This window comes from Quatrionicoccus australiensis (assembly GCF_020510525.1).
Lineage (GTDB): Bacteria > Pseudomonadota > Gammaproteobacteria > Burkholderiales > Rhodocyclaceae > Azonexus > Azonexus australiensis_B.
In genome coordinates, this window is the sequence record NZ_CP075188.1 from 2,916,466 (window position 1) to 2,937,445 (window position 20,980).

A 20,980-nucleotide genomic window follows, 5' to 3' on the forward strand; every position below is an offset into this window, starting at 1 on the left:
AACCAAGGAGGACTGTGTCATTTTGGACACTATGAACACCATTTATTAAAATAGAATAAGCGACAGGATGATGTGGAGACTTGGGGCTTGGCTATCCCCTCCCACCGAGACTGAGGATTGGAATGTCTGCAACTCACCGTGCAGACTGAACACACCTGCACTTAAACCACGGGGCTCATCAGCCACTCCACGGCCTGATGAGCGCTGGCCCCTAGCAGCAAGTCTTCTACGACGTCTGCTTGGTCGTGCCGTCAGATTCCTTCTGGCGGATTTTTCGATGTTGTTCTTCCAATCATCCATTGCCGCCTTGTCGTCCAGCAAATGGGCAACTGTTTTTTCGGCAACTTCATGCTTATATTTTGCGGAAAAAACGGTGGAATTGGATGGTGTGCTTGACGTCTGTTGATTGTCCATTTTCTGCTCTCTCAAAGTGATGTGTGCCAACGACGCGCCACAAAAAAACTGCTGGCTTGTTCCTGTTTTGGCTTTTATGTTTTCGGAAACTCTACCGTTCTCTCGACGCTGGAGACAATCCGTGGCTAGCCATTCATAAATTTGGGGCGGCAAGGTAGAGCCGAATTATGGCTTTCGATAAACTTCGCGGCATCCTGACTCTTCGCTCAGCACCATGGCCACCGAAGTTGAACTGAAACTCTACTGCTCTCCCGAGGCTATTGCTCGCGTTGGGACTCACCCCCTCATCACCGCAGGTGTCGAAACAGGTCCTGCCAAACGTCTCGAGAACACCTACTACGACACGCCAGACTTGGCGCTGCATCAAGAACGCATTGCGCTCCGCCTTCGCACAACACCTACGGAGAAACTGCAAACAGTCAAATGCGCCGCCAAGTCAGTCGCAGGCCTATCTGCCCGCCCCGAGTGGGAAACCCCATATGCGGGCGCATTCGATTTCAGCGCAGTCGATGCCCGCAAGGTTCGGGCCTTCTTGGTGGAGCGGCAGTCAAGCCTGGTTCCCGTCTTCACTACATCGTTCGAGCGGCGAACCTGGCGTATCGATATTTCGAAAAAGATTGCCATCCTGGTCATGGTCGACACTGGGCAAATATCCTCGGGCGGCCGTTCCTTACCGATTTCAGAAGTGGAGCTCGAACTGGCGCAGGGAAACCCGGAAGACCTGCTCGATTTTGCGACAGCCTTATCGACCCACCTCGCCCTGGTGCCAGATGATGTCAGTAAGGCCGAACGTGGTTATCAATTATTCCTGAACCAGGTTTCCGCCCCCCAAAAAGCCTCCCCCAGCCCGGTTGCTACCAAACAGAGCTCAGCGGAAGCATTCAAGCTCCTGGCCAGTCAGGGCATGCAAATGTGGCAAGCCAATCTGCTGGGCACACTGACCTCGCAAGACCATGAGTTTGTACATCAGTTTCGCGTGTCCCTGAGGCGCATCAATAGCCTCATGAAGGTCTTCAAGCCTGCCCTGCCAGGGCCTTATCAGGAGCAATGGACGAAACGTGTCAAAGCGCTGTCACAAATCACCGGGGATGTCCGTGACCTGGATGTGATGCGGATAGGTATCGTAGAACCGATGCTGCAGAGCGCTGACCTGCAAATTTCCTTGCATGCCAAGGCTGCACTTGCCGCATTGGATGAGGCGAAGAAAGAAGCCGTCGAGCAGTTGGCGCAGCTCCAAAACGGCGGCCCCGTCCTCTTGTTTGCACGCGACTTGCAAGACCTGGACACGGATGATTTCCCGAAGAGCCTGCCTCGGTTTGCCGAAAAACAACTCGCAGGTTTGCACCGCAATGCCGTCAAACGGCTAAGCAAGACGCTCAAGACACCAACGCCGGAGCGAGCCCACAGATTCCGCATCGCCTTGAAGCATCTGCGCTACTCATGCGAGTTTTTTGCACCGCTGTTCGACAACGACGAGATGCTGGAGTACGCCAAAGCAATTGCCGGCTTGCAGGATGCATTCGGATTCATCAACGACTTCCACGTGGCGCTTTCCAAAATGCAGGACTGGGTAGCGCAAGCGGCAATCCCGAGAGAAACCCGCGACGCCATTGCGGTATGGCATACCCCTCAGGCGCAAGCGATATTGGCCGATGCACTGCATCTTGCCGAGTCGGTAATGAGCCGCTGTCAGCCTTGGTGTACCGAATGCGAGCGGCGGGGGCTGACCGAGATTCGGCGTCGCATGCAGCGTGACATCAAGCTGCAAGTCGAATAGATGATTGAGTCGTCCACCATGCTGTACTCCCAATATCGCGTGCTGGATTTGCTGACTGCACCCGTGTGGGTTGTAGTGTGCAGTGAGAATGAAGTTGTTTTCGCAAACAAGTCTGCGGAACGGCTTTCCGCCACGTTGGACCTGCACGAGTTACGCCACGGCAGTCATTCGGCACATGCCGAAGAACAACTTGCCGCCTATCTGCCGGCACTGCGTGCCCGTGAGCCCATCATCGAAATCTGGACGTTGCATCGGAATGGAGAGGCCGTTCCGCTGAGCTGCCAATTGTCATTGCTTGACCAGACCCCGCAAAAGGAGCGAATCCTCGTTGAAGGGATATTGGCCAGTCTGCCGTCGGTTCCTGTTTCCCCGCTTGACGGGCTTGCCGAGCACGGTCTCCATGACCAGCTATTTCATTCGAATGGCGCGCCCATGCTTATTATCGACCCAGCGGAGGATGGCCTCATCGTCGATGCCAACCTGGCGGCATGCCGATTTTACGGCTACTCCCGGGAAGGCTTCCGCCAAAAACACACCTGGGAAATCAACGCGCTCGGTCGCCAGGTGATGCCCATCATGAGCGAGGTGGCCAAATTGCCTGGTGGCCACCGCCCGCTTAATTTCGTTCATCGCCTTGCGGATGGCAGCCTACGCGATGTGCAGACCTATGCCAGCCCTTTGGGAATCGACGGCAAGCGGCTCATGCTGTGCGTTGTTCATGATGTCACGGAGCAGAAACGTCTCAAGAATGAACTCGAATACGCGGCATCCCGCGACCCGTTGACCGGCCTGTGGAATCGACGCCACTTTCTCGACTTGCTGGACAAGGCCCGGCAGCAGAAGCGTCGCAATGAGGTGGACTACAGCCTCTTGATTCTGGATGCCGACTTTTTCAAGAATATCAATGACCAGTTTGGCCACGACAAGGGCGATGAGGTGCTCGCCTTGTTGGCAAGAACCTTTGAGAACCGGGTTCGTGAGACTGACTCAGTGTGTCGTTGGGGTGGAGAGGAGTTCATCATCCTCCTGCCGCAAACTGACATTGGCAATGCGGCTCATCTCGCAGAATGCTTAAGGGTATCTGTCACCGAAATGCATATTCCAATGTTACCCCGCATTACGGTGAGTATCGGTGTCGCCCAGCATCAGCACGAAGAAACGACAGAAAGTCTGCTCAAGCGTGCGGATGCTGCGCTTTATCAGGCCAAAGCATCGGGGCGAAACAGAGTCGTCGTCTGCTGAGGCAACATCGGCAATCGATGGGGCGGCTTCTTTGCATGAAGTCGCCCCGTTGAATCGTTGGGCTTATTTCTTCGGGCGCCCCGTCTTGATGCGTTCAACCAGGCCAATCGCCTTGATGAGTTCAGCATCGTCAAGTTTGGCCAGCGCCACCACGGCTGCGCGCAAAATTTCGCCCTTCTTCACCTCGACGCCAGCAATCAGGGCACGTTGCTTGATGCTTGCAAACAGAGCGTAGTCGGTCTCCGGAATGGTGAAGCTGTCGCGAACCAGTTTCGGCTTCTTCACCTTGGGTGCTTTTTCGGCCTTCGGTGTTTCGGCAACTTTTTCCTTGGCAGCTGCGGGAGCCTTCTTCGCAGGCTTGGCCTGCGTCTTCGGTGCCGGAGCGGGAACCGGCTTCTCAGCCACTTCCTTCTTGGCTGGCTTGGCGGCAACTACCTTCTTTTCGACTTTAGGCTTGGCAGCAATTTTTTTGACGGCAGCGGCCGTGGCAACTTGCTCCACAGGCTCAGGTGCGGCAGCCTGGGCGGTCACCGGCTTACTCGTTTCAACGACCGGGGCAGCGACTTCGGGGGCTTTGACTTCATCATTCGCGGGTTGGACTGCGGCTTCCTTGCTCATTTTGCTCTCCTAAACTGGCATCAAAGGTATAAACTATATAAACACTTTATACACTAAGCGGAAGCAAAGCAATTCAGATGCGCAAAATCATGGTGGCCAACCCCAAAGGTGGGTGTGGCAAATCAACCCTGTCAGTTCATATCGCGAGCTGGTTTGCCCGGAACGATGAGATTGTCTATTTGGGAGACCTTGACCGACAGCAATCAAGCCGGCATTGGCTGGAGGCCCGCCCCAGTCAACTCGCGCCCATTCGACACTGGGAAATTTCCGACGATGACTTCCAGTTGCCACCCAAAAACTGTAATTTCGCCATTCTCGACACCCCGGCAGGGTTACACGGAAAGCGCCTGAAAGAGGCGCTCAACGCTGTAGACAAGGTGGTCGTGCCGGTTTCCTCGTCCCGTTTCGATATGCTGGCCACCCGCGAGTTCTTTGAAGAGCTTGCCGCAACCAAAGCAGTACGCAAGGAGCGGGTGGATATTGGTGTCGTCGGGATGCGTGTCGATGTCCGTACCCATGCCTACGCCCAATTGCTCGAGTTCCTTCAAGAGTTTGACCTGCCCGTCGTGACATGCATCGCGCAGTCGCAACGTTACTTGCAGGCAGCCGATACTGGCCTCACGCTTTTCGACAACGACGCGAACTCGGTGGCTGTGAACACCCAGTGGCGTCCGTTATTGAATTGGCTGGTAAGTCGCCACTGACTGTTCGGTTCGCTTTCGTTTTCTCAAAAAACAACCAGGAGACAAACTGTCATGATTCCCATCGAAATCTTCTCTCACAACACGGCAAAAATTTCGATTCAAGCAGGTCAAGCCCTTTTCAGAGAGGGCGACGAGGGTAACCAGATGTTCATCCTCGAAACCGGCACCGCTGAAGTGCTTATTCATAACCGAGTCGTCGAAATGCTGGAGCACGGAAGCATCGTCGGAGAGGTGGGCCTGGTCTCGCCGGGGCCGCATTCGGCCAGCGTGATTGCCAAGACCGATTGCGAGTTTGTCGCTGTCGACGAGAAGCGTTTTCAGTTTCTGGTGCAACAAACGCCGTATTTCGCCATCCAGGTCATGCGACTGATGGCGGAAAGACTGCGGGCAACCAACAAACTGTTGGTGGCTGCCGCAACCTAGTTTCTGCTCTTCTCCGGAGAGGCGGGAAGATTACACCGCCACTCAGTGGCTGGCCGCCTTCTCCAGCACCCCCTTCTTGATGGCAATCGAGGTGGGGCCGTTAAACCGGGACGGTAGCTGCTTGGCCGTAAACCAACGGAAATCACTATGTTCGCGGTTAAGGCGTGGAGAAAACTCCCGGTCGGCTTTAATCACGAAGTAATGCATATCTCGCTCATCCTGTCCTGAGCGGAACCTTCGGGTGAGCGTATGCAGTTTTGCCAGACGATGCGGCTTGATGCTCAAGCCAGCCTCTTCACCCAATTCGCGGGCTAGTGCTTCACGGGGGCGCTCACCGTTATCGATACGACCGCCAAACAGGTTCCATGCTCCACTGTTATTGACCTTGGAAGAGCGTTTTCCCATCAGGAATTTTCTGGTGGCCGCACAGTAAATGACGGCCCAAGCACCTGGTTGGCTGTATCCCTTGTCCATGTCTGATTTTGGCGGCAACGGTTATCAATGAGTCGTTATGAATAATGTAAACGATTTATACCGTTCCATTATTTCTGTTCGATGACAGATTTATGAATTCATTGGGAGTACGCCTGGGAGAACATAAATTGAAGGTTATCGATGTTGCCCGTGAGACTGGTCTCCACCGGAACACGATCACTTTGCTTTACCTTGGAGCAAGGGCACGAATCAGGCACATGGTGGGCACAAATTGGGCACGAACAAGAAATCAAGGGAGCCCGTTCTACCGAAGCAGAAAACAAAAAACCCGCCGAGGCTTGCGCTGAGCGGGTTTCTGTTTTCTCGAAAGTGGTGGGCGGTACTGGGATCGAACCAGTGACCCCTGCCGTGTGAAGGCAGTGCTCTACCGCTGAGCTAACCGCCCACTTGAGAGGCGCGCATTTAACCATAAGTCACGGGACGGGTCAAACGCGGTCGGATAGAATACCGCCTTTGTTTCCGCATAGATTCCGTATCCCATGAAGCCTGTCCGCACCCGTTTTGCCCCCAGCCCCACCGGCTACCTGCACATTGGCGGCGCCCGCACCGCCCTCTTCTCCTGGGCCTTTGCCCGTCGCCACGGCGGCACCTTCGTGCTGCGCATCGAGGATACCGACGTCGCCCGTTCGACCCCGGAAGCCGTGCAGGCGATCATCGACGGCATGCAATGGCTGGGTCTGGAACACGACGAAGGTCCGTTCTACCAGATGCAGCGCATGGACCGCTACAAGGAAGTGATCCAGGAAATGCTGGCCAATGGCTCGGCTTATTACTGCTACACGACGCGCGAGGAACTCGACGCGCTGCGTGCCGAGCAGGAAGCGAAGAAGGAAAAGCCGCGCTACGACGGGCGCTGGCGTCCGGAAGCCGGCAAGACCCTGCCGACGCCGCCGGCCGACGTGCCGCCGGTGATCCGCTTCAAGAATCCGAAGGACGGCGTCGTTGCCTGGGACGACCAGGTCAAGGGCCACATCGAGATCGCCAATGGCGAACTCGACGACCTGATCATCGCCCGTGCCGACGGCACGCCGACCTATAACTTCTGCGTCTGCGTCGACGACTGGGACATGGGTATCACCCACGTCATCCGCGGCGACGACCACGTGAACAACACGCCTCGCCAGATCAACATCCTCGCTGCGCTGGGCGCCGAAGTGCCGCAATACGCCCACCTTTCGATGATCCTCGGCGACGACGGCGCCAAGCTGTCGAAGCGTCATGGCGCCGTGTCCGTCATGCAGTACGACGAAGACGGCTTCCTGACCGAAGCCGTGATCAATTACCTGGCCCGCCTCGGCTGGTCACACGGCGACGATGAAGTCTTCTCGCGCGAACAGTTCGTCGAGTGGTTCGACCTCGACCACATCACTGCCTCGGCCGCCCAGTTCAATACCGAAAAGCTGCTCTGGCTGAACCAGCACTACATGAAGCTGTTGCCGGCCGCCGAACTGGCCGCCAAGGTCCAGAGCCGCCTCGCTGCGCGTGGTGTCGATACGAGCGCCGGCCCCGATCTGGAAAAAGCCGTGGTTTTGTATGTCGACCGCTGCAATACGCTGAACGTGCTGGCCGATGCCGTCGAAGTGTTCTACAAGCCGGTCACGCCCAGCCCGGAACTGCTCGCCCAGCATCTGACCGACGAAATCAAGCCGGCCCTGGCCGATTTCGCGACCGGGATCGCCGGCGTGGCCTGGGAAATTCCGGCCATCTCGGCACTGATCAAGGAAACCATTGCCAAACACGGCCTCAAGATGCCGAAGCTGGCGATGCCCTTGCGCGCCCTGCTGGTCGGTCAGACGCAGACGCCTTCGGTCGATGCCGTGATCGAACTGGTCGGCCGCGAACGCGCCCTGGCGAACCTGCAAAAATATCTCTGAAAAATCGCGAAAGGCCCTTTACAAGGGGAAAGTCGATCCCTATAATGCGGCCTTCTTTCGCGGCGGGGGTATAGCTCAGCTGGGAGAGCGCTTGCATGGCATGCAAGAGGTCCGCGGTTCGATCCCGCGTACCTCCACCAAAAGCGCGAAAGAAGATAGTCCAGGGTCCCCATCGTCTAGAGGCCTAGGACACCGCCCTTTCACGGCGGTAACTGGGGTTCGAATCCCCATGGGGACGCCAAGAATTTGGCAGTAAAGAGTTAAGCAGTACTGGAGTGGTAGTTCAGTTGGTTAGAATACCGGCCTGTCACGCCGGGGGTCGCGGGTTCGAGTCCCGTCCACTCCGCCAACTTTCAGAAATCGGATTCGTCCGGTTTGTTTTACGGGTTGATGCCTTCGGGTTGCAGTCCGGGTCGCAAGACCGAATGGTTCGGCTATCTCTCCGAATGGGGGTATAGCTCAGCTGGGAGAGCGCTTGCATGGCATGCAAGAGGTCCGCGGTTCGATCCCGCGTACCTCCACCAGATACCGAACCGACAGCAGTAGATGTACCGTCCGGGTCCCCATCGTCTAGAGGCCTAGGACACCGCCCTTTCACGGCGGTAACTGGGGTTCGAATCCCCATGGGGACGCCAAGAATTTGGCAGTAAAGATTTAGCAGTACTGGAGTGGTAGTTCAGTTGGTTAGAATACCGGCCTGTCACGCCGGGGGTCGCGGGTTCGAGTCCCGTCCACTCCGCCAACATCATGAGAAAAGCCGTTGAAACCCTGTTTCAACGGCTTTTTTCTTTGGGCCGCCGGGAAAACCCCGCCGGCCCTCTCCCGCCTTACTTCTCGACGAAAGCGCGCTCGATCACGTAATCGCCGGCAACGCCGATGTGCGGCGAGATCTTGAAGCCGCGCGCATCGAGCATCGCGACCGTATCGTTCAGCATGGCCGGACTGCCGCAAATCATGGCGCGGTCAAATTCCGGGTCGAGCGGCGCTTGACCGATGTCGGCGAACAGCTTGCCGCTTTCGATCAGATCCGTGAGCCGGCCTTCGTTGCGGAAGGATTCGCGCGTCACGGTCGGGTAATAGATCAGCTTGTCGCTCGCCCAGTCGCCAAAGAACTCGTGCTTGACCAGCTCTTCGGTGATGTAGTCGTGATAGGCCAGTTCGTTGGTCCAGCGCACGCCGTGAATGAGGATGATCTTGTCGAAATTCTCGTAGGTTTCCGGATCGTGGATCAGGCTCATGAACGGCGCCAGGCCGGTACCGGTCGCGAACATGAACAGGCGCTTGCCCGGCTTGAGGTCGCGCAGCACCAGCGTACCGGTCGGCTTGCGACTGACGATCAGCGGATCGCCCGGCTGCAGATGCTGCAGGCGCGAGGTCAGCGGGCCGTTCGCCACCTTGATGCTGAAGAACTCGAGATGCTCTTCGTGGTTGGCACTGGCGATGCTGTAGGCGCGGGTCAGCGGCCGGCCATTGACCTCGAGGCCGATCATCACGAACTGGCCGTTGATGAAGCGCAGACCGGGATCGCGCGTGGTGCGGAAGGAAAACAGCGTGTCGTTCCAGTGATGGACGGAAAGTATGGTTTCGGTAGCGAGCGAGCTCATGGCAGAGGGTCCTAGTGCAAGATTGATGCAAGTCATCATAGGCTTCCCCGCTTAGTTACTTAAGCGGATAATTTCGATATCACTTATCGACCAGACAACTATGCGTATCACTCTGCGCCAGCTCGAAATATTCACCGCCATTGCCGCCAGCGAAAATGTGTCGCGCGCCGCCGCGCAACTCGCCATGTCGCAATCGGCGGCAAGCAGCGCCCTGGTCGAGCTGGAACGGCAATTCGACTGCCCGCTCTTCGACCGGATCGGCAAGTCGCTGCGCCTCAACGCCACCGGCCGCGGCCTGTTGCCGCAGGCACGCGAAATCCTGGCGCGCGGCGCCGACATCGAGAGCTACCTGGCCGGCGGCACGCTTGGCCCGCTCGCCGTCGGCGCCACCCTGACCATAGGCAACTACCTGGCGACGCTGATTGTCGCCGAACACCTGCAGCGCCATCCGGCCTCGAAAGTTCAGCTGCGCGTTGCCAACACCAGCACCATCATCGAACAGTTGCTGCATTTCGAACTCGACATCGGCCTGATCGAAGGCGAAGCCAGCCACCCCGATCTGCTGCTCGAAGCCTGGCTGGAAGATAGCCTGGTCGTTTTCTGCGCACCGCAACATGCCCTGGCCAGCCACGGCATTGCGACACCAGCCGAGCTTGCCGCGCAGCAATGGGTGGTGCGCGAGCACGGTTCCGGCACACGCGCCCTGTTCGACCGGGTGATCGGCAAGGCCCTGCCCGAGCTGCACATCCAGCTCGAACTGGAACACACCGAAGCGATCAAGCGCGCCGTCGAATCGGGGCTCGGCATCGGCTGCCTGTCACGCCTGTCGCTGCGCGAAGCCTTCCGGCGCGGCAGCCTGGTCGAGATCAAGACGCCCTTCGACCTGCGTCGCCATTTCTATTTCGCCCGCCATCGCCAACGCCACCTCAGCCCGGCGACACAAAGCTTCATCGCGCTGTGCCGCGAAACCAGCGGCACGGCGCACGACACCGATACGCTGGCGCTGCCGTTTATCGGCTGAGCCAGCGGTCAACCGGCGACGGAGGCTGTTTTTCCCGAAAACATCCGGCGCGCCGCCAGCACCAGCAAGGCGAACAGGCAGAAGACGGCGCCGGCCAGAAAAGTCACTGAAGCGCCAGCGGCATCCCAGAGCAGGCCGGCCAGCACGCTGGCCAGCAGCATGGCCAGACCGCTCAGCAGGTTGAAAAAGCCGAAGGCCGTGCCGCGCATGTCGGCCGGCGCTGTCGCCGCCACCATCGCGGCGAGCAGACCCTGCGTCATGCCCATGTGCACGCCCCAGAGCGCCACACCGCACAGGACCACCAGCCAGTCGCTGCTCGCCGCCAGCACCAGGTCGGCCCCGACCAGCACGAGCAGACCATAGACCAGCAGGCGGACGTGGCTCATGCGATCCGACAGTTTGCCGAAGGGGTAAGCGGAAGCGGCGTAGATCACGTTCATCGCCACCATGACCAGCGGCACCAGCGCCAGCGGAATGCCGCTCTGCTCGGCGCGCAACACCAGAAAGGCCTCGCTGAAACGGGCCAGCGTGAACACCGCACCAACTGCCACCACCCACCAGTAGGCCGGACCAAGGCGGCGCAAATTCTCGCGGCGGATCGGGTTGCTGCGCTTTTCCCCGGCCGCAGGCACCGGCTCGTGAATGCCGAAGAAGAGCAAGGCGACGGCAAGCAGACCGGGAATCACCGCTACCCAGAACACCGCCCGGAAATCGTTGGCCCACAACAGCATCAGGGCCACCGCAAGCAGCGGCCCGAGAAAGGCGCCGACCGTATCGAGCGACTGGCGCAGACCAAATGCTGCACCACGCAGATGTTCCGGCGCAATGTCGGCAACCAGCGCATCGCGCGGCGCGCCGCGGATGCCCTTGCCGACGCGGTCAAGCAGGCGCGCGCCGAGTACGACACCGGCCGTCGGCGCCAGCGCGAACAAGGGCTTGGTCAGCGCCCCCAGCGCGTAGCCGAACAGCGCCAGGCCCTTGCGCCGGCCGAGATAGTCGCTGAGCGCACCGGAGAACACCTTGACGATCAGCGCCGTCGCTTCGGCCAGGCCTTCAATCAGGCCGACCATCAGCGCACTCGCGCCGAGCGTGCTGACCATGAACAGCGGCAGCAGGCTGTGGATCATCTCGGACGAGACGTCCATCAGCAGACTGACGCCGCCGAGCACCCAGATACCGGCCGGCAGACGCCCCGCGTTCGAGACGGATGAATTCATCAAGACTCCAGATAAAAGGCCAGGCAAAAACGCCCGCCAGCAGCGGTCGACCGGTAAAAACCGGCCATTTTGCAGCCCGCCCGAATCCCCAAAAACGGCCGAACGGGAAGCAGCCCCGGACGAGCTCGGGTATAATCGTCGTTTCAGTCGACCCCGTTCGCGCCCGGAGCCTCATTCTATGCAACATCGCAACGTTCTGTCGCTTGTTCGCCGCATTTTAGGCACAAGTCTTTGTGCCGCCGCGCTTGCCGCCATGGCACCGGTGCACGCGGAAACGGCGGCAGAAAAGCCGGACGATGCGGGCGGCAGTTTCCGGCTGATTTCCCTGCTCATGCCCTCGCTGCTCTCCGACGCACCCGCCGGCCCTTCACTGCGCATCGAGGACAACGCGCTGACCACCTACGAGCTGCCCAGCGCGCCGCAACTGCCCGGCACCATCGATCTGACCGCCAACACAGACAACCTCTGGGACCGCATCCGCAACGGTTTCTCGATGATAGATCTGAACGACGATCTGACCCTCTATTACCAGCAGTGGTACCAGAACCGCCCGGACGCATTGCGCCGCATGGTCGAGCGCAGCCGCCCCTACATGCACTACATCGTGCAGGAACTCGAGGCGCGCGGCATGCCGACCGAACTGGCCCTGCTGCCCATGGTCGAGAGCTCGTTCAACCCGATGGCCTATTCGCGCTCGAACGCCTCCGGCCTGTGGCAGTTCATCCCGGCCACCGGCAAGCGCTTCAACCTGGAACAAAACTGGTGGCAGGATCAGCGCCGCGACATCGTCGCCTCGACCGGCGCCGCGCTCGACTACCTGCAGACCATCTACGAAATGCATGGCGACTGGCATCTCGCGCTCGCCTCGTACAACTGGGGCGAAGGCGCCGTCAAACGGGCGATCGAGAAGAACAGCGCGCGCGGCCTGCCGACCGACTACGCCAATCTCAACATGCCGAACGAAACGCGGCATTACGTCCCCAAGCTGCAGGCGCTCAAGAACATTTTCGGCAACCCGGTATTGATGGTGCAGCTGCGCCTGCCGGAAATCCTCAACCGTCCCTACTTCGCCACCATCGACACCGGCCGCACCATGGATGTCAAGACGGCGGCCCGCCTCGCCAACATGCCGCTCGAGGAATTCATCGCCCTCAACCCGTCGCACAACCGCCCGGTGATCAAGGCCGACACGCCGCTGGTGATCCCGACCGACAAGCTGGAAACCTTCCGCAGCAATCTCGAACGCCACGCCGCACCGCTTACCGAATGGCAGGCCTACACGCTCAAGCACGGCGAAAAGCTGAACCAGGTCGCACCGCGCTTCGGCATCGCCGTGCCGGAACTGCTACGCATCAACGGCCTGCCCAGCCGCGCCCGCCTCGGCGCCGGCACGACGCTGCTCGTCCCGGCCGGACGCGGCGCCGACGACATCGGCCGCCTCGCCGCAACACCGTCTTTGCCGCAGATTTTCGAGCCGGAACCGGAGAACCGTTCAAGCAGCAAGGGCGGAAAATCGGCCAAGGGCGGCAAGAACAAGGCTGAGGGCAAGCAGGCAAGCAAGGGTGGCAAGTCCGACAGCCGCCAGGTTGCCGGCAAACGCGACAGCAAGCAGGCCAGCAGCAAGTCCGCAGGCAAGACAGCCAAGGCCGGCGGTGACAGCAAATCCGCCAGCAAGAGCGCCAAGAGCGGTAGCGACAGCAAGGCGGCCAGCAAAGGCAGCACCAAGGCCCCCAAGGTCGCCAAATCAGGCAACGGCAAGCGCGGCTGATTGAGGCCGGACGCCCGAGTCCGGCGCTCGCTTTTCACCAGCTGAACGCAGCCCCGGATTCCTCCGGGCAAAGAATCCCGATTTATCCCGGAAAATGACAGTTGACCGTATGGCTCGCTGACAGCGCGCTGCTTTCCGGATAACGCTCGCGACAGATGTCAGCGGCGCGCGGACAGCGCGGATGAAAATGGCAACCGGCCGGCGGATTGGCCGGCGACGGCGTTTCGCCGGGCAGGCGGATGATTTCCGGACGCGCTTCGAGACGCGGCACCGGCACCGCCGACAGCAGGGCCTGCGTGTAGGGATGGCGCGGCGTGCGCAGCACCTCTTCGGCCCGCCCGCGCTCGACGATGCGCCCGAGATACATCACCGCCACGTCGTGCGCCAGATATTCGACCACGGCAAAATTGTGCGTGATGAACAGGTAGGCCACACCCAGCTCTTCCTGCAAGCGCTTGAGCAGATTGAGAATCTGCGCCTGCACCGAGACGTCGAGCGCCGAGGTCGGCTCGTCGCAGACCAGCAGTTCCGGCTGCACGGCCAGGGTGCGGGCAATCGCGATGCGCTGGCGCTGGCCGCCGGAAAATTCGTGCGGATAACGCCCGGCCGCTTCGGCCGGCAAGCCGACCTGAGCGAGCAAGGCGGCGACCGCTGCGTCACGCGCCGCCGCATCGGCCGCCAGACCGAGCGCCGCCATACCTTCGGCGATGATTTCACCGACCCGCAGACGCGGATTCAGCGAGGCGAATGGATCCTGGAAGACCATCTGCAGATGCCGGCGTGCCGCGCGCAGGCGCTGGCCGGCCAGGCCAACCAGTTCCGCGCCGCCGACGCGGACGCTGCCGGCGGTCGGCTTGATCAATTGCAGCAGCGCCTTGCCGACCGTCGTCTTGCCGCAGCCCGACTCACCGACCAGCGCCAGCGTACGGCCCGGCGCAATGGCCAGGGAAACGCCGTCAACCGCCCGGACGTGACCGACCGTACGCTGCAGGAAGCCGCGCCGGATCGGGAAATGCACCTGCAGACGGTCGACCTGCAAAAATGCCGCATTTTGCGCGTCGACCGCTGGCCGGCTGACCACGGCTTGCGTCGCCGCCCGTTCACCCGACCAGTGACAGCGCACGGCATGCCCGGGCGTCGCTTCGCGCCAGGGCGGCGAGACGTCACGACAGACCGGCATCGCCTCGGCGCAGCGCGCCGCAAAGCGGCAACCGGCCGGCATCGCGGCCAGCGCCGGCACCTGGCCGGGAATCGTGGTCAGCTGCGTGCCGCGCCGTGCCACTTCGGGCAAGGCGGCAAACAGCGCCTGCGTGTAGGGGTGCTGCGGCTGACTGAAGAAATCCTCGCGCGTCGCCACCTCGACCAGCTCGCCGGCGTACATGACGCCGATGCGCTGCGCCATGCGCGCAACAACGCCGAGATCATGCGTGATCAGCAGCATGCCCATGCCGCGTTCGGCCTGAATTTTCGCCAGCAGATCGAGAATCTGCGCCTGCACGGTGACGTCGAGCGCCGTGGTCGGCTCGTCGGCGATCAGCAGTTCCGGCTCGCCGGCCAGCGCGATGGCGATCATGACGCGCTGCTTCATGCCGCCCGAGAGCTGGAAGGGATATTCGCCGAGACGCCGCTCGGGATCGGCAATGCCGACCTGGCGCAGCAGTTCGAGCATGCGCTCGGTCGCCGCCGCGCCGCGCAGGTCAAGGTGGCGTTCGAGCACTTCGCCGATCTGGCGACCGACGGTGAGCACCGGATTGAGGCTGGTCGCCGGTTCCTGGAAGATCATCGCCATCTTGCGCCCGCGCAGGCGGCGCATCTCGGCCTCGGGCAGCGCGAGCAATTCTTCGTCATCGAGCCGGACCGTGCCGCCGAGCAGGCGTCCGGCCGCCGGCAGCAGACGCATGATGCCCTGCGCGGTGGCCGACTTGCCGCAGCCCGATTCACCGAGCAGCGCAAAAGTCTCGCCGCGGGAAATGGCAAAGGAAATGCCGTCGACCGCTGGCAGCGTGGTCTTGCCGGCGGTGAAGCCGAGGCGGAGGTTGTCTACCTGCAACAGGCTCATGCCGCCCTCGGATCGAATGCGTCGCGCACGGCGTCGGCGAACAGGTTGGCGGCGAGCACGAGCACGAACATTGCCGTGAAGGCGGCGGCCAGCGACCACCAGACGACCGGTTCACGGCCGAGTTCGAGGCGCGCGTTGTTGATCATCGTGCCGAAGCTGGTCATGCTCGGATCGACGCCGATGCCGACGTAGGACAGCACGGCCTCGGCCAGCACCAGGCCGGAGAAGTCCATGACCAGCGAGATGATCACGATATGCATCAGGTTGGGCAGGATGTGGCGGACGATGATGCGCCAGTTCGACACGCCGAAGGCCTGCGCCGCCTGGATGTATTCCAGCTCGCGCAGCTTCAGCGTCTCGCCGCGCAGCAGCCGGCACAGGCCGGTCCAGCTGGTGATGCCGAGGATGAAGCAGAGTGCCAGCAGGCGCAGGTCGGCGCGCTCGGCGGCAGTCGAGAACCATTGCGGATGGGTGTCGATGACGACCTGCATCATCAGCACGGCAGCAGCGATCAGCAGCACGCCGGGAATCGAGTTGAGCACGGTATAGACGTACTGGATCAGGTCGTCGATCCAGCCGCGGAAATAGCCGGCAACAATGCCGAGCAGCACCGCCATCGGCAGCATGACCAGCGTCGTGACCAGGCCGATGATCAGGCCGGTGCGCACGCTCTTGAGGATTTGATAGAGCACGTCCTGGCCGACCTTGTCGGTGCCGAAGACGTGGTATTGGCTGGCCAGCCAGAATAGCGGCAGCGCCGCGAGCAGGATCAGGCCGAGCGTCGCCAGCACCGCATCCCAGGCCAGCGCCGTTTCGCCACGCCAGATTTTGCGCCAGCCGGAGGCGTCGACCGCTGTGCCGTCGCCAACCCTGGCCGCGACGCCACCCGCCAGCACCAGCCAGAGCAGCAGCGCCAGCACGCCGGCGCGCAGGGCGGTGAAACCGGCATCGGCCGCCACGTCGTTTTCGTTCGCGCCGAGGTGGGCTCCGCCAAATTTCAGGCGCGGATAGTCGCGCACGCTGCCCTGCCCCGGTACATCGATGCTTTCCTTGGCGTACAGACGCGTCGCAAACGGCGCCGAGTAGGTCTTTTCATTGCGCGTGCGCAGCGGCGTCGCCAGCGCATCGAGCAGCGAGCGCACCTCGATGCCGTAGCGAACCGGCTCGCCGGCCTTGCCATCGAGCCGGACGCGGTAATGCAGGGAATCGAGCAGACCGATGCCGATGAAGACGAGCAGCACCGTTGCCGCCGCCATGCCGACCCGGTTGGCGCCAACCCGCCGCCAGGCGGCGAGCAGGGGCGGACTGCGCGCGATCAGCACGCCAAACCCGAGCCCGGCTGCCAGCAGCAGCCAGACCAGCACATCCGACCAGAGCACGACGACCTGGAAGCCCATCATTCGAAACGTATCCGCGGGTCGACCAGGGTGTAGGAAATGTCGGTCAGGATCAGGCCGACGATGTAGAGCAGCGAACCGATGAAGACCATCGAGCGCACTACCGCGAAATCCTGAGACTGAATGGCCTCTATGGTATAGCTACCCAGCCCCGGAATACCAAAAAAGGACTCTATGACCAGCGCCCCCATGAACAACGAGGGAATGGCCACGACAACCTGGGTAAGGATCGGGATCATTCCGTTACGCAGGACGTGACGAAAAAGAATCAAGGTTTCCGGCAAACCTTTGGCACGGGCGGTACGGACATAATCCTTGGATATTTCCTCAAGAAAGATGGTGCGATACCAGCGCGTCCCCGAGCCGATGCCCCCAACCACCCCAATCACTACCGGCAGGATGAGGAAACGCCAGGCATCCAGCCCGTCGCCGAAACCGGAGATCGGCACCAGGCGCCACACCTTGGCGACCAGATACTGGCCGCCGATGATGTAGAACAGCCCCGATATGGACATCATCGCGACGCAGAGCACGACGCCCCAGAAATCGACAGCGGTGGCGCGGAAGAAAGCCAAGGTCAGCGCAAAGGCGATGGTCACAAACAGGCCGAGGACGAAAGTCGGCAATTGAATGGCGAGCGATGGTCCCATGCGGTTGCCGATCTCGCGCGCAATGTCGCGGCCGTCCTCGGCACGCCCGAAATCGCCGACGAACATGCGCGCCGACTTCTCGAAAAAGATGGTTTCCGTAACGGTCGACCGTCCGGAAACGGCCGAATTGAACAGCAGCGGCTTGTCGTAACCGCGCTCCGCCTTCCATTTCTGGATCGCCTCGGGGGTGACCCGCTTGACGCCCAATTGCATGCGCGCCATGTCATCCGGCGTATTGACGACGAAGAACAGCGCGAAGGTAATGAGATTGACGCCGACCAGAATCGGGATGGCGTACAGCAGGCGGCGGAAGATGTAGGCAAGCACAGGCGGATTATGCCAAGAGCCGGCGCGGGATGGACAGCACTGCGGAAAAAACGGCAAAACACCCGGCAAATCCGGCAACAAACGAGATGGGCGATTTGTAAATGGCCTTACAAATTCCCGCTACCCGCGATCCGCAAGCTGTGAGATATTCCGCCTCGCCGAAGGCCGAGGGGATTCCCAAGCCGGCAGGCAAGCCTGAAAAAAAGAAACCCTGTTATTCGCAAGTCATTGATAGACAAGGAAAAACAGGGCTTGTTTGGTGCTGGCGGAGAGGGTGGGATTCGAACCCACGGTACCTTGCAGTACGCCTGATTTCGAGTCAGGTACATTCGACCACTCTGCCACCTCTCCGCAGCGGCCGGCATAATAGCACAAAGAATTGATGCACTGGATTAAAACTCTTGCTGTTGCAACACTGATTTTTTGCATGAGCGCCTGTGAGTGGCTCGGCGGCCCCTTGCCGTTTCCGACGCCGGCCCAGCATGACCTGGTCGTCCTGACCCGTCCCGGCCCGCTGACTTATTCAAATGACGACAACGGCAATACCCTCGGCCTGGAGCACGATCTGATCGAGGCCTTTGCCCAGGACCTCGGTGTCGGTGTCGAATATGTCGTCGCCGGACCGGATGAATTCAACTCAGAACTGGGCCGTGGCCGCTATCACCTGGCGACTGCCTGGCTGTCACCGGATGACAATCCGCAACTCCAGGCCACCCCGCCGATCTGGCTGAGCGCTGACGTGCTGGCGCAAAACGATGCCTCGCTGCCGTTGACCGACAAGGCACAACTCGCCGGCAAGACCGTGCACGCCATGGCCGGCTCGGGCCAGGCGGCGACGCTGCATCGCCTGGCCGGAGAAATCACCGACCTCAAGGTGGTTGAAGTCGGCGAGGGCGACATCCTCGATCTGCTCGAAGCCCTCGGCAACGGCAAGGTGGACTACGTGGTGATGGATGCCAACCTGGAAGACCTCGCCAACCAGTTCGTACCAACCCTGAACACCACGCTCGAACTGAGCGAGGAAAAGCCCATCGTCTGGCTGCTCGGCAGCCGCCCCAATGCCGAACTGGCTGCCCGCGCCAAGGCCTTCATCGAGCGCATCCAGCTCGACGGCACGCTGGCCCGTCTCGAAGACCGTTATTTCGGCCATGTCCGCCGCCTCGAACAGGCCGACATCGTCAAGTTCATGGGCGAGATCGAAGCCACCCTGCCCCGCCTGCGCAAGCATTTCCAGGCAGCCGAAGCAGTCACCGGCATCGACTGGCGGCTGATCGCCTCAATCGCCTACCACGAGTCGCACTGGGACCCGAACGCCACCAGCTACACCAACGTGCGCGGCATCATGATGCTGACCGAGGAAACGGCTGACCGCATGGGCGTCAGCAACCGGCTCGACCCGCAGGAAAGCATCCTGGCCGGGGCGCGTTACCTGAACATCCTGCGGGAACAGGTTGGCGAAAACATCCAGGAGCCGGACCGCACCTGGCTGGCGCTGGCTGCCTACAACATCGGGCCCGGCCACTTCAATGCGGCGCGCCGCCTGGCCAAGGTGCTCGGCAGCGAAGACAACAACTGGTTCGAGATGAAGCGCATCCTGCCGCTCCTTGCCCAGTCCAAGTACTACCAGCGCATCAAGTCGAGCCGGGCGCGCGGCGGCGAAGCAGTCATCCTGGTCGAGAATATCCGCAGCTATTACGACATCCTGCAGCGCAACGAGCGCCCCTACCTGTCACTGGCCGACAAGATCGAAAGCATGGCCGGCAAGCTGGGCAACGGCCCCGGCCTGAAACTGAAGCACCCATGAAAAATCCCCGCCGCAGCGGGGATTTTGAGCGCGGTTAGCCTGCGCTGAAACAATCAGCGCGCAGCTTCGATAACTTCCAGCCCGCCCATATAGGGCCGCAACACCACGGGCACTGTCACACTGCCATCGGCGCGCCAGGAGTTTTAGCTCCGGCCGCGCCTTCGGCGCTTAACACGCGCGATGCGCGGTTAGCCTGCGCTGAAACAATCAGCGCGCAGCTTCGATAACTTCGAGCCCGCCCATGTAGGGCCGCAACACCACGGGCACTGTCACACTGCCATCGGCGCGCTGATTGTTTTCAAGAATCGCGACCAGCGTGCGACCAACTGCCAGACCGGATCCGTTCAGCGTGTGGCAGAGCTCGGTCTTGTTCTTGTCGTTGCGGAAACGGGCCTGCATGCGGCGGGCCTGGAAGGCGCCGAAGTTGGAGCAGGACGAGATTTCGCGGTAGGTATTCTGGGCCGGCAGCCAGACTTCGAGGTCGTAGGTCTTGGCGGCGGAGAAACCCATGTCGCCCGTACACAGCGCCATGCGGCGATACGGCAGCTCGAGCTTCTCGAGGATCACTTCGGCGTGGCGGGTCAGCGCTTCGTGTGCTTCGGCCGATTGCTCCGGATGCACGACCTGGACCAACTCGACCTTGTCGAACTGGTGCTGGCGGATCATGCCGCGCACGTCACGCCCGCCCGAACCGGCTTCGGAACGGAAGCACGGCGTGTGGCAGACGAACTTGAGGGGCAGGCTTTCGGCCGCGAGGATTTCGTCGCGCACGATGTTGGTCACCGGCACTTCGGCGGTCGGGATCAGGTAGAGCGGATCCTGGTCGCCGCGCAGCACCTTGAACAGGTCTTCCTCGAATTTCGGCAGTTGACCGGTGCCGTTCAGGCTGGCGGCATTGACCAGGTAAGGCGCGTACAGCTCGGTATAGCCATGCTCTTCGCCATGCGTGTCGAGCATGAACTGGGCAAGCGCGCGATGCAGGCGAGCCAGGCCGCCCTTCAACAGCGAGAAGCGGGCGCCGGCGATCTTGGCAGCGGTGGTGAAATCGAGCTGGCCGAGTTGTTCACCGATATCGGTGTGGTCCTTGACCGGAAAGTCGAAGACGCGCGGCGTGCCCCAGCGCTTGATCTCGACATTGCCGGTCTCGTCGGAACCGACCGGCACCGACTCGTCGGGAATATTGGGCAGCGTTGCCAGAATCGCATTGAAGCGCTCGAGCAACTCGCCAAGACGCGCCTCGGAAGCCTTCAGTTCATCGCCAATCGCGCCAACCTGCGCCATCACGCCGGAAGCATCGCCGCCCTGGCCCTTGATCATGCCGATCTGCTTGGAGAGGCTGTTGCGCATGGCCTGCAGGTCCTGGGTGCGGGTCTGCAGCGTCTTGCGTTCGGCTTCGAGCGCCTTGAATTCGGTAAAGTCGATCGGCTTGCCACGCTTGGCGAGGCCTTCGGCCACGGCGTCGAGATTGGAGCGGAGTTGTTGGATGTCGAGCATGATTTGACCTGTAACGGGCGGAGCCGCAGCCCCGGAAAACAGCGATTATACGCGAGGCAACAAATGGCCTGCGCTACGGACAAATGGGCCGG

General features: G+C 61.0%; 17 protein-coding genes and 8 tRNA genes. 14 read left to right on the forward strand and 11 right to left on the reverse strand.

Annotated elements, in window-relative coordinates; genetic code table 11:
- Window positions 1-45: 45 nt before the first annotated feature.
- Window positions 46-414: a hypothetical protein gene (locus KI612_RS13915; RefSeq protein WP_226440677.1), complete on the reverse strand. Its 369-nt coding sequence runs from the start codon at window positions 412-414 to the stop codon at window positions 46-48.
- A 214-nt stretch (window positions 415-628) separates the two neighbouring features.
- Between KI612_RS13915 and KI612_RS13920 the strand changes: the two genes are divergently transcribed.
- Window positions 629-2,191 (forward strand): CYTH and CHAD domain-containing protein, encoded by a 1,563-nt coding sequence (locus tag KI612_RS13920; protein ID WP_226440678.1) that lies wholly within the window; start codon window positions 629-631, stop codon window positions 2,189-2,191.
- 18 nt (window positions 2,192-2,209) lie between these two features.
- A complete protein-coding gene (locus KI612_RS13925; protein ID WP_226440679.1) occupies window positions 2,210-3,433 on the forward strand; it encodes a sensor domain-containing diguanylate cyclase in 1,224 nt (407 codons plus the stop codon).
- A 63-nt stretch (window positions 3,434-3,496) separates the two neighbouring features.
- Here KI612_RS13925 and KI612_RS13930 read toward each other — a convergent pair whose 3' ends face one another.
- Window positions 3,497-4,051, reverse strand: coding sequence for a hypothetical protein (locus tag KI612_RS13930; RefSeq protein ID WP_226440680.1), 555 nt, complete (start codon window positions 4,049-4,051; stop codon window positions 3,497-3,499).
- 77 nt (window positions 4,052-4,128) lie between these two features.
- Here KI612_RS13930 and KI612_RS13935 point away from each other — a divergent pair, with 77 nt between their 5' ends.
- Window positions 4,129-4,755, forward strand: coding sequence for a ParA family protein (locus tag KI612_RS13935; protein ID WP_226440681.1), 627 nt, complete (start codon window positions 4,129-4,131; stop codon window positions 4,753-4,755).
- A 51-nt stretch (window positions 4,756-4,806) separates the two neighbouring features.
- Window positions 4,807-5,178, forward strand: a complete 372-nt coding sequence (locus KI612_RS13940; protein WP_226440682.1) for a Crp/Fnr family transcriptional regulator — start codon at window positions 4,807-4,809, stop codon at window positions 5,176-5,178.
- Window positions 5,179-5,220: 42 nt separating this feature from the next.
- On the opposite strand, the gene KI612_RS13945 is transcribed toward KI612_RS13940, so the two are convergent.
- Window positions 5,221-5,652: an NUDIX hydrolase gene (locus tag KI612_RS13945; protein ID WP_226440683.1), complete on the reverse strand. Its 432-nt coding sequence runs from the start codon at window positions 5,650-5,652 to the stop codon at window positions 5,221-5,223.
- A gap of 331 nt (window positions 5,653-5,983) precedes the next feature.
- Window positions 5,984-6,058: transfer RNA gene (locus tag KI612_RS13950), tRNA-Val, on the reverse strand.
- 94 nt (window positions 6,059-6,152) lie between these two features.
- Between KI612_RS13950 and gltX the strand changes: the two genes are divergently transcribed.
- From gltX to KI612_RS13985, 7 genes are all read left to right on the forward strand, one after another.
- On the forward strand, window positions 6,153-7,547 hold the full coding sequence (gene gltX, locus KI612_RS13955) for a glutamate--tRNA ligase (RefSeq protein ID WP_226440684.1): 1,395 nt from the start codon (window positions 6,153-6,155) through the stop codon (window positions 7,545-7,547).
- 64 nt (window positions 7,548-7,611) lie between these two features.
- A tRNA-Ala gene (locus KI612_RS13960) sits at window positions 7,612-7,687 on the forward strand.
- A 25-nt stretch (window positions 7,688-7,712) separates the two neighbouring features.
- Window positions 7,713-7,788 (forward strand) — tRNA-Glu (locus KI612_RS13965).
- Window positions 7,789-7,819: 31 nt separating this feature from the next.
- A tRNA-Asp gene (locus tag KI612_RS13970) sits at window positions 7,820-7,896 on the forward strand.
- A gap of 99 nt (window positions 7,897-7,995) precedes the next feature.
- Window positions 7,996-8,071 (forward strand) — tRNA-Ala (locus KI612_RS13975).
- Between the two features lie 35 nt (window positions 8,072-8,106).
- Window positions 8,107-8,182 (forward strand) — tRNA-Glu (locus tag KI612_RS13980).
- Window positions 8,183-8,212: 30 nt separating this feature from the next.
- Window positions 8,213-8,289 (forward strand) — tRNA-Asp (locus KI612_RS13985).
- A gap of 85 nt (window positions 8,290-8,374) precedes the next feature.
- Here the strand turns inward: KI612_RS13985 and KI612_RS13990 are convergent.
- Window positions 8,375-9,151 carry a ferredoxin--NADP reductase gene (locus tag KI612_RS13990; protein WP_226440685.1) on the reverse strand — a complete coding sequence of 259 codons (777 nt, stop codon included), beginning with the start codon at window positions 9,149-9,151 and terminating at the stop codon, window positions 8,375-8,377.
- Between the two features lie 100 nt (window positions 9,152-9,251).
- Here KI612_RS13990 and KI612_RS13995 point away from each other — a divergent pair, with 100 nt between their 5' ends.
- Complete coding sequence (locus tag KI612_RS13995) at window positions 9,252-10,172, forward strand: LysR family transcriptional regulator (RefSeq protein WP_226440686.1); 921 nt, start codon at window positions 9,252-9,254, stop codon at window positions 10,170-10,172.
- Between the two features lie 8 nt (window positions 10,173-10,180).
- On the opposite strand, the gene KI612_RS14000 is transcribed toward KI612_RS13995, so the two are convergent.
- Complete coding sequence (locus tag KI612_RS14000) at window positions 10,181-11,389, reverse strand: MFS transporter (protein ID WP_226440687.1); 1,209 nt, start codon at window positions 11,387-11,389, stop codon at window positions 10,181-10,183.
- Between the two features lie 178 nt (window positions 11,390-11,567).
- On the opposite strand from KI612_RS14000, the gene KI612_RS14005 reads away from it, so the two are divergent.
- The gene (locus KI612_RS14005; protein ID WP_226440688.1) at window positions 11,568-13,157 is read left to right on the forward strand and encodes a transglycosylase SLT domain-containing protein; all 1,590 of its coding nucleotides are present in this window, start codon (window positions 11,568-11,570) and stop codon (window positions 13,155-13,157) included.
- Window positions 13,158-13,239: 82 nt separating this feature from the next.
- Here KI612_RS14005 and KI612_RS14010 read toward each other — a convergent pair whose 3' ends face one another.
- The 4 genes from KI612_RS14010 to KI612_RS14025 all read right to left on the reverse strand — a co-directional run bounded on the left by KI612_RS14010 (window position 13,240) and on the right by KI612_RS14025 (window position 17,941).
- Complete coding sequence (locus KI612_RS14010; protein WP_226440689.1) at window positions 13,240-15,216, reverse strand: ABC transporter ATP-binding protein; 1,977 nt, start codon at window positions 15,214-15,216, stop codon at window positions 13,240-13,242.
- Window positions 15,213-16,613 (reverse strand): ABC transporter permease, encoded by a 1,401-nt coding sequence (locus tag KI612_RS14015; protein ID WP_226444250.1) that lies wholly within the window; start codon window positions 16,611-16,613, stop codon window positions 15,213-15,215. The genes KI612_RS14010 and KI612_RS14015 overlap by 4 nt, the downstream gene beginning before the upstream one ends.
- Complete coding sequence (locus KI612_RS14020) at window positions 16,613-17,590, reverse strand: ABC transporter permease (protein WP_226440690.1); 978 nt, start codon at window positions 17,588-17,590, stop codon at window positions 16,613-16,615. Before KI612_RS14020 ends, KI612_RS14015 begins: the two co-directional genes overlap by 1 nt.
- Before the next feature lie 263 nt (window positions 17,591-17,853).
- Window positions 17,854-17,941 (reverse strand) — tRNA-Ser (locus KI612_RS14025).
- A 76-nt stretch (window positions 17,942-18,017) separates the two neighbouring features.
- On the opposite strand from KI612_RS14025, the gene mltF reads away from it, so the two are divergent.
- On the forward strand, window positions 18,018-19,394 hold the full coding sequence (mltF, locus tag KI612_RS14030; RefSeq protein WP_226440691.1) for a membrane-bound lytic murein transglycosylase MltF: 1,377 nt from the start codon (window positions 18,018-18,020) through the stop codon (window positions 19,392-19,394).
- A gap of 207 nt (window positions 19,395-19,601) precedes the next feature.
- Here the strand turns inward: mltF and serS are convergent, their stop codons facing one another.
- Entirely contained in the window at window positions 19,602-20,888 is a 1,287-nt protein-coding gene (gene serS / locus KI612_RS14035; protein WP_226440692.1) for a serine--tRNA ligase, read from the reverse strand.
- Window positions 20,889-20,980 lie beyond the last annotated feature (92 nt).